General features: G+C 58.9%; 8 protein-coding genes and 1 tRNA gene. 6 read left to right on the top strand and 3 right to left on the bottom strand.

The window, feature by feature from the left end; translation table 11 throughout:
- Nucleotides 1-99 precede the first annotated feature (99 nt).
- Nucleotides 100-861 carry an FKBP-type peptidyl-prolyl cis-trans isomerase gene (locus AXK11_RS01635; RefSeq protein WP_197456744.1) on the bottom strand — a complete coding sequence of 254 codons (762 nt, stop codon included), beginning with the start codon at nucleotides 859-861 and terminating at the stop codon, nucleotides 100-102.
- Between the two features lie 301 nt (nucleotides 862-1,162).
- On the opposite strand from AXK11_RS01635, the gene AXK11_RS01640 reads away from it, so the two are divergent.
- From AXK11_RS01640 to AXK11_RS09185, 3 genes are all read left to right on the top strand, one after another.
- The gene (locus AXK11_RS01640) at nucleotides 1,163-3,085 is read left to right on the top strand and encodes an LOG family protein (RefSeq protein WP_068628659.1); all 1,923 of its coding nucleotides are present in this window, start codon (nucleotides 1,163-1,165) and stop codon (nucleotides 3,083-3,085) included.
- A gap of 72 nt (nucleotides 3,086-3,157) precedes the next feature.
- Nucleotides 3,158-3,231: transfer RNA gene (locus AXK11_RS01645), tRNA-Pro, on the top strand.
- A 234-nt stretch (nucleotides 3,232-3,465) separates the two neighbouring features.
- Nucleotides 3,466-4,353 carry an abortive infection family protein gene (locus AXK11_RS09185; RefSeq protein WP_082780746.1) on the top strand — a complete coding sequence of 296 codons (888 nt, stop codon included), beginning with the start codon at nucleotides 3,466-3,468 and terminating at the stop codon, nucleotides 4,351-4,353.
- Nucleotides 4,354-4,958: 605 nt separating this feature from the next.
- On the opposite strand, the gene AXK11_RS01650 is transcribed toward AXK11_RS09185, so the two are convergent.
- A complete protein-coding gene (locus tag AXK11_RS01650) occupies nucleotides 4,959-8,081 on the bottom strand; it encodes an efflux RND transporter permease subunit (RefSeq protein WP_068628661.1) in 3,123 nt (1,040 codons plus the stop codon).
- On the bottom strand, nucleotides 8,078-9,334 hold the full coding sequence (locus AXK11_RS01655; RefSeq protein WP_156469133.1) for an efflux RND transporter periplasmic adaptor subunit: 1,257 nt from the start codon (nucleotides 9,332-9,334) through the stop codon (nucleotides 8,078-8,080). Before AXK11_RS01655 ends, AXK11_RS01650 begins: the two co-directional genes overlap by 4 nt.
- Here AXK11_RS01655 and AXK11_RS01660 point away from each other — a divergent pair.
- The 3 genes from AXK11_RS01660 to AXK11_RS01670 form a co-directional block, all read left to right on the top strand.
- Nucleotides 9,324-9,971, top strand: coding sequence for a TetR/AcrR family transcriptional regulator (locus tag AXK11_RS01660; protein WP_068628665.1), 648 nt, complete (start codon nucleotides 9,324-9,326; stop codon nucleotides 9,969-9,971). The two genes, AXK11_RS01655 and AXK11_RS01660, sit on opposite strands and share 11 nt — an antisense overlap.
- A 65-nt stretch (nucleotides 9,972-10,036) precedes the next feature.
- On the top strand, nucleotides 10,037-10,864 hold the full coding sequence (mutM, locus tag AXK11_RS01665; protein WP_068628667.1) for a bifunctional DNA-formamidopyrimidine glycosylase/DNA-(apurinic or apyrimidinic site) lyase: 828 nt from the start codon (nucleotides 10,037-10,039) through the stop codon (nucleotides 10,862-10,864).
- A gap of 371 nt (nucleotides 10,865-11,235) precedes the next feature.
- Nucleotides 11,236-11,912, top strand: a 677-nt coding sequence (locus tag AXK11_RS01670; RefSeq protein ID WP_197456746.1) for a type I-F CRISPR-associated protein Csy1, incomplete at its 3' end; no start/stop codon positions are given.

Consider the following 11,912-nt stretch of genomic DNA (forward strand, 5'->3'; position numbering starts at 1 on the left):
TGGGCGGATTATTTGGTTTACGGGTTAACCTCCTACCCGACCAGAGGTCGGGCATTTCCAACTGTGTGGCGCAGGCCGAGCTGCGGCACACGGACAGCCCTAGCTGCCCGCCTCGATCTCCAGCAGCTCGATTTCAAAAATCAGCGCCGAGCCCGGCGGGATCCCCCCCATGCTCGCGTCGCCGTAGGCGAGTGCCGCGGGGATAAAGAGCCGGATCTTGCCGCCCTTGTTGATGTGCTGGATGCCCTCGGCCCAGCCGGGGATCGCCTCGTTTACGCCAATCGTGAGCGGCTGGCCGTGCTGCTCGGAGCTGTCGAAGATCTGCCCATTGAGCAACATGCCGGTGTAGTTGATTTTGACCTTGTCGGTCGGCTTCGGGTTGGGGCCCTGGCCGGGCTCCACCACTTCGTAGCACAGGCCGCTGGCGGTCTCGACGATGCCCGGGCGCGCCTTCAGTGCGGCGAAAAACTCGGTAGCCTGCGCCTGGTTTTGCTGCTTGGCGCGCTCCATCGCGGCCGATTGGCGCTGGGCGATAAAGTCATCCATCTGCTGGCCGACCTTGCCCAGGTCGTGCTCCATTTCCTTCCCGGCCGCAGCGAGCGAAACGCCGCGCGTAAACGCGGCAACCTCGGAGGGCGTAAACTGAAGCTCGGCGACACCCAGCCGCGCCATCATGAACCAGCCAAAAGACTCGGCCAGCACCTCGTTGCTGAAAGTCTCGGCGGGCGCGGCAGCAGCGGGAGCGGCCGCCGGAGCCGCATCGGCATTGGGGATGTTGAGCTGCACTTGCTGGGCGAGGAGCGGCGCAGCCGAGGCGAGGGCCAGCAAGCCGGCTCTAATGGTGGTGGGGACTAGTTTCATAAAAGGCGGAGATATAAAATAAGGGCAGGGACAATCGGAGTGCTGGGAACGCAACGCTACGGCATTTGCTACCGCAGCGAGCGAAATAAAAGCGGGCTGATCTGGCAGCGCGTGCGCGCCAATGCAACTCTTCTGGCGGGATTCTTCTTGCGGAGCATTCGCTGGCAGCGGCGCGCGGGGCGTACGCCTTCCACGAGCCACAATAACGCGCACGCCAGAAATGACACGCCCGCCCCGCAAGCCCCGCTTGTGCCACCGCCCACCTTCCGCTCTACTTCGCAAAATCCCTCCCAGACGCGCCATGACTTCTCCCGACCAATTTTGGACCAGCCAGGACGGCCAGATCCTGCATCTCAAAAACAGTGGCAACGGCGACAACCGCCTGAGCCTCGTGCTCGCGTTTTGGCCGCGCCACCCGAAGGAGTTTGCCTTCCTGAAAGCGCACCTGGCCGAGCTGCGCTTCAGCGAGCGCAGCTCACTCGCGCGGATCGGCATCGAGATGATCCTGCGCGGCACACCGCAGGTCGACGGCAACCGGATCACGCTGGAGGCCGAGGCCTTCCTCTACGACACCAGCTTCCCCAACGCCGACTACTGGCCCAAACTGCTGCGACTCGGCACCCCGGTCGGGCGCCTCTTCTACGCGCCCGCAGCCGCCAAACTCTCCAGCACCGAGATCTGGGAGGCCCTCCAGGCCAACGCGCTCAAGCTCCCCGACACCACCTCCATCGACTCCAGCGGGCGCGTCTTTTTCACGCCGCACGCCGTCAGCTACACCCTGGACCCGCGGCTCCAGCGGCTGAACTTCGAGCACATCGTCAGCGGCTACGCGGGCCGCAGCTTCATCGATAAAGTGCAAGTCCGCCACGACGCCGCACCGCTCGCCATCCCCCCGCGCGCCGGGCTGCTCACGAGCTGCTCCATGTACCTCAAGGAGCACTACGTCGTGCTCACCCCGGGCGAAGGAAACTTCGGCCTGCACACCAGTGCCGTGCTCCTCGATCCAGTAAAAACCTTCGGCACCAACATCATGCTCGAAGTCTACAACACCGGCGAGCAACCCGTCGTAAACCCGATGCTCTCCGTCGAGGTCTTCCGCGCGCCGCCCTACACCGACCCCGAAGTCAAAACGCTGACCCGCCAGCGCCAACGCCTGCTCGGCACCACGCAGGGCCTCTTCAAGTGCCTCGACGAATTTCCCGCCGCCGAAACGCGCGCGCCCACCCCCAGGACCCGCATCACCGTGCGCGGCCAAAGCGCGACGATGGAAAACCGCTCGCTCTTCATCCGCGCGGGCGACGCCGAGCTGCGCAAACTCCTCGATGGCGAAGCCTGCCCGCTCGGCAGCAAGACCATGATCCAGGCGCTCGACTCGCCTGCCGCAGCCGAGGCCGATACGCTCGTCGTCGATTACTTCCCCGACCTGCTGGAGCACATGGAGCTCATCACCCGCCTGGGCGACATCAAGCTCAAGCGGCTCATCTTCCGCCGCGCCTCGCGCACCCACGGCTACTTCCTGTCGAGCAACGCCCACGCGCGGCTCGATACCTTTCACGGCCTCGGCATCAAGGTCTACTGGTACGACGAACTCACGCGCGACCTCTACCTGCACACCTACAAGCGCGACCACGGCTTCTTCGTGCGCGAAGAGCAGGCCCGCCAGTTCCAGGAAAGCACCATCCTCGCCTTCTACGGCTCCGCGGTGGGCCTCGACCAACGCGACACCGACCGCATCTCCGCGCTCGTCGATACGCTCACCGGCTTCCTCGGCGGCAACCTCGGCGTGCTGACCGGCGGCGGCGGCGGCGTCATGCGGTTGGCCACCGAACAAGCGCGCGACAAGGGCGCACTCACCGGCGCCTGCTTCCTCGAGCTCGAAGCCCAGCCGCCCGAGCTCGGCGTCGATTTCTTCAACACCTTCCAGGAGACCTCGCGCCATTTTCGCCAAAAGTGGTTCGAGGCTGCCGACTTCTGCCTCTTCAACGTCGGCGGAGTCGGCACGCTGGAGGAAACCGGCATCGAGCTGTGCAACCTCAAACTCGGCATCCGCCCCCGCGTGCCCTACGTCTTCTTCAACGCCGGATTCTGGGGCGACCTGCGCGCGCAGATCGAAAAAATGATCAGCGAAAAACGCACCCCGGCATGGATGGCCGACTACATCCTGTTCACCGACGATCCGGCCGAGGTCGTCGCCTTCTACCGCCGCAAACTCCAGGTCCTGTAGCGAACGCCGCAGAAAGCGCTTGCTTAGGCGCAGCACTTCGCGCTTTGCTGGCCCCTCCTCGTTTTTACTGTTCGGGCTGTAGCGTAGCCTGGTAGCGCGCTTGCATGGGGTGCAAGAGGTCGTGAGTTCGAATCTCACCAGCCCGACAGTAAGGGGAGAGAGGGGGAAGACTCAGGGAAAACGCGGAAAGGTCTTTTCCGGTATACTTTGAACCACTTCCTGCCCTCTTCGCGACAGAGCACAGACAATCAGACGAGGACCTCTCCGACACAAGTCACATTCCCATCGCAGCGTGGCTCAATAAGAGTATGTTCATAAATGAGGCATGACGCCTCCTCATTATTCCACATGACCACCTAGCAACCGACCTAAACACGCTTATGAAAATTACGGACTCAACACGTAAGGATATCATCTATTTCATTAAATATGAAAAAGTCAGTTGGCCGGGGAGGCTTAACCCAGTTGATTTCCTAGATCGAATATTTGATCTAGATAAGCTACCGTCAGAAGATAGTCGATTACCAAGTGCCAGATCCGACATCTATAAACACTGTATCCAATTTCACAATTGGGATGACGACTGGGTATTTTACGATGAGCGCTTCAACTTAATCGGATGCGATGACACTATTTTCCTAAAATTTATTTGCGAAATGCTGCATCCAGTCGTACGGACGAATTCTAGGGAGGTTAATAGACTGCATCAAGAATTCAACAAACACCTTCAAGTTACCGGTTTCGAAATCATCAAAAAAAACCACCTTCCCGGATACGGTTTTATAGATCGCAATCAGGTACCAAGCTTAAATTCCATGCGCGAAACATTTCAAGAAATAGGCTCCGAGTATATCAAAAAACAAATCGACCGAATATATTCGGATCTCAATAAGGGCGAAGTCGATCGCGTTATTGGAACTGCAAAAGAGCTCATTGAAACTTGCTGTAAATCCATCCTAGAGGAGCGAGGGAAAGATTCCCAAAATGGGAATATTATGAATCTATTAAAGTGCACGTTAAAAGTACTAAACCTAGCCCCAGAAGACACTCCCGAACAAGCAAAGGCGAAAGAGCCCATCAAAAAACTCCTTAACGCTCTGCTCAATATTGTACAAAACATAGCCGAGCTTCGCAATCATTATGGAACAGGGCATGGCCGACAGGCAAGCGCCAAAGGCCTACAGCTCCGCCATGCAAAACTCGTAGCAGGAGCTGCATCCACCCTGGCATTATTCTTAATGGATACTCATGAGGAGAGACCTTTCTGATCACAGCACACATCTGACGTGGCTTATATCATAAGCCCTGAAATGACAAGTAACCTATATCATACGTCAAAGGATGACAGTCGGGAGTCATTCGCATGATCAGTATTGCTAAGCTAACGTCGCTCAGTCTCAGTTTTTTGAATTAGTCGCACTAAATACAGAGCCGGCCCGAAGCCCTCTACAGTCTCCCACACAGAGCCCACCTATGTTGCCATTATGTTAATAAATCAATCCACCTGAAGATGACTAAAGAAATATCGGTAAAGGGAGTATTCTAAAATCCCTCAAGCATTTATCTGGTCCCTCTATCGGATCGGACGCTATTCTGGATCGCTTTCTCAAGCCTTTTTCGCCCTCCTTATCACTCTTTCTGATGCCTTTTCCGTGAATATGAACGATGGCTAAGAGTGACCATCTTGTTCGGCTGTTTTTTAAGACCACCTACTCGCCTCACACGCCAATCCCGCTTATTGTATCGATCCTTTTTGTGCCTAGGTGCTGCTGCATCTGCAGCAAATCAGAAGTGCGGTGAATGCGGAGACATGATTACCTGTCATAGCTGAATCTGTCTTTTTTTGAAACTAATAGTTAAGACAGTGCTGCACTTAACCAATTTTTCCCGAGCAAGTTATAACAGCACATGAGGCGCGGTAACCTTTCCCCTCCCCCCGCAGGGCGAAGCGGTCTTCCACTCGCAACCACGCGGCATACAGCGCAGGCACGAAGAACAAGGTCAGTACGGTTGCCACGGTCAGCCCGCCCATGATGGCAATCGCCATCGGTCCCCACATGGTGGAGAGCGTGAGCGGAATCATGGCGAGGATGGCGGTCAGTGCGGTCAGCACCACGGGGCGGGTGCGGCGCACGGTGGCATCGATAATGGCCTTTTCGCGCGGTTGACCGGCGGCGATGTCCTTGTCGATTTGATCGACCAGAATCACCGAATTGCGCATAATCATGCCCGCCAGTGCAATCACGCCCAGAGTCGCGATAAAGCCGAAGGGGACTTGGGTCATCAGCAGTGCGAGGCTGACACCAATCATCCCCAGCGGCGCGGTGAGCAGTACCATCAACATGCGCGAGAAACTCTGCAATTGCACCATCAGCAGTACCGCCCACAGCAGCAACATCACCGGCATGATGGCTTGAATCGAGGCATCGGCTTTGACGCTTTCTTCAATCGTGCCGCCGGTTTGAATCTGGTAGCCCACGGGCAGCGTGGCCTTGATGTCGCCCAGCATGGTTTCGAGTTGTGCCGAGACATCCGGCGCTTGCGCACCCACCACATCGGCGCGCACGCTCAAGGTCGGCAGGCGGTTGCGAATCCATAGACCGCCTTCTTCCAGTACAGGTTCGATACGGGCAACCTGACCGAGCGGCACGCTGCGGTCAGCGGGCGTGCGCAGTGGCAATGCCGCCAGTTGGGCGGCGTCCAGCCGTTCGGATTCCACGGCGCGGGCAACCACATCAATCAGCTCCGTGCCTTCGCGCACCTGGGTGACGGTGGTGCCGCTGAGCAGGGTGTGTACGGTGCGCGATATTTCCGCGCTGTCCAATCCCAGTGCGCGGGCGCGATCTTGATCGATATGCAGGCGTAAGGCGCGGGTGCGCTCATTCCATTGCAGGTTCACATCGCGCAGATTCGGGTGTTCGCTCATACGGTCGCGCACTTGCGCAGCGATGGTGCGCACCGTATCGGGGTCGGCACCGCGCACGCGAAATTGCACGGGGTAGCCAACGGTCGGCCCCAGTTCAAAGCGGTAGACGCGGGTGCGGATATGCGGGAAGGCCTGTGATAACCGTTCGCGCAGATCAGCGGCCAATGCGCCCGCCTGCTGGATTTCCTGCGGGTAGACGATGAGTTGCGCGTAATTGCGTTTGGGCGTTTCCGGGTCGAGCGACAGGTAAAAACGTGGCGAACCGCTGCCAACATACGACGTGATGTCGCGCACGCGCGCGTCCGTGCGCAATAGCTGTTCGACGGTTTCGGTTTGCGCCAACGTGGCCGCATAACTCGCCCCTTCGGGTAAATGCACATCGATAAGGATTTCCTCGCGCGGGCTGTCGGGGAAGAATTGTTTGGGGACAAATTGAAAGGCCATCAGCGCCAAAACAAACGCGGCAGCGGTCATCACCAACACCCGTTTGCGGTGCGCGACACACCAGGCAATCTTGGGGCTGAACCAGTGGTGAAAACGGGCGTGGGCGTCGAAATTCTTTTCCTCAAGATGCGGTTGGATGTCCGGTAATAGTTTTGTGCCGAGATACGGAATAAACAGCACCGCGACCAGCCACGACACCAACAACGCAATCCCGACCACCTGAAAAATCGCGCCGGTAAATTCGCCGGTGGACGATTGCGCAAAGCCCACCGGTACAAATCCGGCAGCGGTCATCAACGTGCCGGTGAGCATCGGAAATGCCGTGCTGGTCCAGGCAAAGCTGGCAGCTTTGAACCGCTCCCAACCTTGCTCCATTTTGACCTGCATCATCTCTACCGCAATGATGGCGTCATCGACCAATAAGCCCAGCGCGATAATCAAGGCTCCCAGCGAAATACGCTGCAAGTTGATGCCCATCTGCCACATGATGAAAAAGGTCATCCCCAGCACCAGCGGTACCGACAATGCCACCACAATGCCGGTGCGAAAGCCCAGCGCCAGCAGGCTCACCGCCAGCACAATGACCAATGCCAACACAAAATGTCCGAGAAACTCATTGGTGGAGCGTTTGACCAACGCGGGTTGATCGACGATTTTTTCGATATGGATACCAATCGGCAGTAATTGCTGAATCTCCTGCATGACCGCATCCAGCTGCGGGCCAAGCGCGAGAATATCACCGCCTTCGACCATCGAAATCGCCAGCGCCGTGACCCGTTCGCCATTACGGCGCACGGACATGACGGGTGGGTCGATAAAGCCGCGCGTAATGCTGGCAATATCGCCCAGGCGAAATGTGCGCCCATCGGCCGCAATGGCGACGTTGCCGATGTCCTCAACCGATTGCACCGCGCCATCGACGCGCACGGCAATGCGGGTGTGTGCGCCTTCGACCACACCCGCAGGTGTGACCAGATTTTGCTGGCGCAGGGCATCCAGAATCTGCGCCGGAGCAATGCCCATCGACGCCAGGCGGACATGGCTGAATTCGATATAAAACTTCGGTTCCTGCACGCCGAGCAGCATCACCTTGGACACATCCGGCACCTGCAACAGGCGTTCGCGTGCGGCCAATAACACCTGCTTCATCTGCCCGTCATCAAACCCGTCGGCATGAAAGGCATAAATCGAGCCGAAGGTATCGCCAAAATCGTCGTTGAATATTGGCCCTTGAATCTCTGGCGGCAACGTATGGCGAATATCGCCGACGCGCTTGCGTGCCTGATACCAGCTTGCCTGAATATCCGCGCGGCGGATGGTGGAATCTTTCAGTACCAGAAAAATAATCGCCTGCCCCGGCTGCACATAACTTTGGACATAGTCGAAATGCGGCACTTCCTGCAAGGTGCGCTGGATTTTCTCGACCACCTGTTGCTCCATCTCGCGCGTGGTCGCGCCCGGCCAGGCCACATCAATGGTCATGACCTTGATGGTCAGATTCGGGTCTTCGGCGCGACCGAGTTTGAAATAGGCCAGCGTGCCTAAACCGAGTGCGACCAGCATGGCAAAGGCGACCAGCGTGCCGTGGCGCAGCCCCCAGGCGGAGAGGTTAAAACGTTCGCTCATGGCAGGCGTCCATCCCATGCTTGTACAGGCATCGTGCTATCGAGCCGATGCACGCCTGCCACCACCACGCGCTCGCCCGGCGTGATGCCGTCTTTCAAGATAATGTCATGGGTTCCCATTGCCGCCAGCGTGACCGGACGCAGTTGCAGGTGTTGCGCATCGGTAGGCAGTATCCAGACGGCGGGTTTCTCGCCTTGCTGGAACAGGGCGGTGATGGGCAGCCGTAATGCTGTGTCGCCGGACAATGCATCAAAACGCACCGAGGCGGTCATGCCCAGCCGCGCAGCGGCGGGCGGTTCGGGCAGTGACAGGCGCACAGGATAAGTGCGGGTTTGCGCATCGGCCACGCTGGCGATTTCGCGCACGCGGGCGGCGAGTTCCACATCGGGCAGGCTGAGCAGCCGCACCTTCGCGGTTTGCTCCTTGCGGATCTGGCCGATGCGGCTTTCCGGCACATTGACCTCAATTTCCGTTTCGCCAGTCCGCGCCAGCCGCAGCACCGGCGTACCTGCGGCGACCACCTGACCGGCATCGGCCTGCACCAGCGCAATCGTGCCGCCGCCCGGCGCGGTCAAGGTCGTATACGTCAGATCGTTGCGCGCCTGCGCCAGACGGCTGTGCGCCGCCTGCACCTGTTCCTGCATCTGCGTCTGCTGGGTTTGCAGCGCATCCAACGTGGCGCGGGCAATCGCGCCCGATTGCGCCAGCGGGCGATTGCGTTCCACATCACGCCCGACCCGCGCCAAGGTGGCCTGCGCCTGCGCCAGATCGGCAGCGGCTTCCTGTACCGCCAGCTGGAACGGCGTCTCATCCAGCCGCGCCAATGCCTGCCCGCTGGCGACCGTATCGCCCGCATCCACCAAACGCGCCACCACCCGCCCCGGCACGCGGAAGGCCAGTTGACTTTCCACCCGTGGCACCAAGGTGCCGGAAAGCGTCATCGGCGTCGTACCACCCTCGCAGCACACGATGACGTGAACTCGTGTCACCTCTCCGCCGGTCTCAGGCTGCTTACCGCAACCGGCTACCAGCATTGCGCAGAGGGCAGGCAGGGCGAGCCGGACTCCGGTTTTGGGGCTATGCCCGACCGCCGAAGGAAGGAACGAAGGTGGGGGCTCAAACAAACGGTGAATCAACGTCATGGTCTGGTCTTTTACCTCGGGTTTACTGATCTCAAAAAAGTAACGATTTAATTTTGTACTGATTGAGATATTAATCGTCAATATTTTTTTACGCTTCAGTATGGAAAACAAAAATCAGCCCCCGAAAAAATCCCGTGGCAGGCCTCGAGCCTACGATCCGGAACAGGCACTTGAAGCAGCCATGCGGACTTTTTGGAAAAGCGGCTACAGCGGTACTTCGCTGGATGATCTGTGCGCCGCGATGCAGATGAACCGCCCCAGCCTCTACGCCGGCTTCGGCGACAAACAGCACCTCTACCTACAGGCCATGCAGCGCTTTCAGGCCCATGCCCGCCAGCACCTTTCCGAGGCCCTGGCCGCGCGCGACAGTGATACCGGCCTGGCCGAACCGCTCACTCGCTACCTCCACGCCGCCATCGAGCTCTACACCAGCGGCAGCGCCACCGGCTGCGCAGTGATCTCGACCGCCAGCGCCGAGGCTTTGGCGGAACCCGAGATCCAGCACCTGTCTGCCGGGATACTGCGCGATATGGACGCCCAGCTTTGCCAGTACCTGAAGGCCTCGGTGAAAGCTGGCGCGCTCTCCGGGGAGGCGGACATCAAGGCATTGACGTTTCTGTTAACTGCCAGCGTTCACAGTATCGGGCTGCGCGCCCGTGCCGGCAATGATCGGAAAGCCCTCAAGCGGATGGCTGATGCGCTGCTAAACAACCTGCTCCCTCGCCTGGCTGATCAGGCGAAAGCGTAAGTCGGCAGCGTACTTGCTTCGGGCATCGGAGCGCGGAAGCCTCCCCGTGCCCCGAGCCTCTTCCCATGCCCGAATTGCCAGAAGTTGAAACCACCCGGCGCGGCATTGCCCCGCTGATTACCGAGCAAACTCTACTCCAGCTCGTCGTGCACGAATCGCGCATGCGCTGGCCGATTCCGGACGATTTGCCTGAGCGGGTGGCGGGCCACGTGGTACGTCGCTGCGACCGGCGCGGCAAATACCTGCTGCTGCACTTTGATCACGGCTGCCTGATCGTGCACCTGGGCATGTCCGGCTCGTTGCGGCGCGCACCTTTCAACGAAGAGCGCCGCAAGCACGACCACGTGGAATGGCGCTTCGATGACAGCCGCTTTTTACTGCACGACCCGCGCCGCTTTGGTGCGGTACTCTGGCACGATGCCCGCCACGGTCCGGTTGAAGCGCACCCCTTGCTGGCGCACTTGGGAGTGGAGCCACTGGGTGCGGACTTCACGGCAGAGCATTTGCACCGCCATTTGCGCGGCAAACAGCAGGCCATCAAGCTGGCTCTGCTGGCCGGAAAAATCGTGGTGGGCGTAGGCAATATCTACGCCTGCGAATCGCTGTTTCGCGCGGGCATCCATCCGCTGACGCCAGCGGGCAAGCTGCCCCTGCCGCGTGTGCGGCGCCTGCATGCGGCCATACGGACGGTGCTGCAAGACGCGCTGGATTCTGGTGGCAGCACTCTGCGCGACTACGTCGATGCCTCGGGCCAGCCCGGCTCCTACTTCGCCATCCACGCAGCAGTCTACGATCGGGCGGGCCAGCCCTGCCGCGTGTGCCAAACGCCCATCAAACGCATCGTGCAAGCCCAACGCGCCACCTACTACTGCCCACACTGCCAACACCGGTAGCTCCCAAACCGACAGCAGTACACGCGCCCCCGTCGCCACCACCTTCGCCGGTGGCCGGCCGGCTATGCCTGCCCAGACAGAATCATAAATAAATGCTAAAGAATAATTTATTCAAGCTGCCTATTCGGCAGGCGAATACCCAAGAACAATAACAAAAATTTCTAAGCTACCTGCACGGCAGTGAAAAGCGGGACTCAAGCATTCGCTAGCTTCCAAAGCAACTACGTAAAAATAGAAAAAGGATTGATTTTGAGGAAAAGGGCTACCTCCATGGCCGCCCTCCCCGCTTTCCCCCCACCGAATTCCCCCTCATAGCCTTGAACACCCCACAACACACACCAACTCCGCGAAGTGCGACCGTCCGCGCAATGATGACCGCGCACGTCGCCCAACGCCTGGCCAAAGAAATCAATAAGCACCGAGGCAAGAGCCTCGCTCAAAGTGAAAAGTCCATTCAGAGCGCACAAGAGAAGTACTCCCTCGATCAAATCTTGAGAAAAGGGCTGGCTGGCGTCGCTCAAGTTACAGTCGCCACTCACATCGCCAAAGGTGTGCATCCCGGCTTAAAGGTGAAAGAAGTCACCAATCTGAATCTTGGCCCAGGTGAACTCACTCCGCTTCCCGAGCTCGGTTCGCACATCGCTTCCAATAAGAGCCCGGCCGACACCACCGGCAATGGAGCTCATGCTTCCGCCGCTTACGAACTATATCTCCTGCTTGACCTCGAGTTTGAAGGGAAAACACTCTGTCAGTGGCTTGATGAACACGATCCCGATATCGTGTTTGCCTTCACACAAGGCATTGCAGAGGACTCCGATAGGCTCGCATTGGCGAGTCAGTTTGCTAACCTGATGAAGGCCAAGGCACCCCGCCCTGCTTCCCATACATACGCGAAGCAATTGTATTGGTTGGTGGATGAGGATCCTGTGGACGATGGGGCGTATCATCTGCTGGCGCCTTTGTATCCCACCTCATTGGTGCACGAGGTATATAATCGGATTCAAGAGGATCGTTTTGGCGAGGAGAGCAAGGCGGCGCGAGGGGCTCG

The sequence above is a fragment of the Cephaloticoccus primus genome, assembly GCF_001580015.1.
Classification (GTDB): Bacteria; Verrucomicrobiota; Verrucomicrobiia; order Opitutales; family Opitutaceae; genus Cephaloticoccus; species Cephaloticoccus primus.

Coding starts and splice junctions, on each gene's coding strand:
- AXK11_RS01635 (WP_197456744.1), bottom strand. CDS start 861: ATGAAACTAGTCCCCACCACCATTAGAGCCGGCTTGCTGGCCCTCGCC.
- AXK11_RS01640 (WP_068628659.1), top strand. CDS start 1,163: ATGACTTCTCCCGACCAATTTTGGACCAGCCAGGACGGCCAGATCCTG.
- AXK11_RS09185 (WP_082780746.1), top strand. CDS start 3,466: ATGAAAATTACGGACTCAACACGTAAGGATATCATCTATTTCATTAAA.
- AXK11_RS01650 (WP_068628661.1), bottom strand. CDS start 8,081: ATGAGCGAACGTTTTAACCTCTCCGCCTGGGGGCTGCGCCACGGCACG.
- AXK11_RS01660 (WP_068628665.1), top strand. CDS start 9,324: ATGGAAAACAAAAATCAGCCCCCGAAAAAATCCCGTGGCAGGCCTCGA.
- mutM (WP_068628667.1), top strand. CDS start 10,037: ATGCCCGAATTGCCAGAAGTTGAAACCACCCGGCGCGGCATTGCCCCG.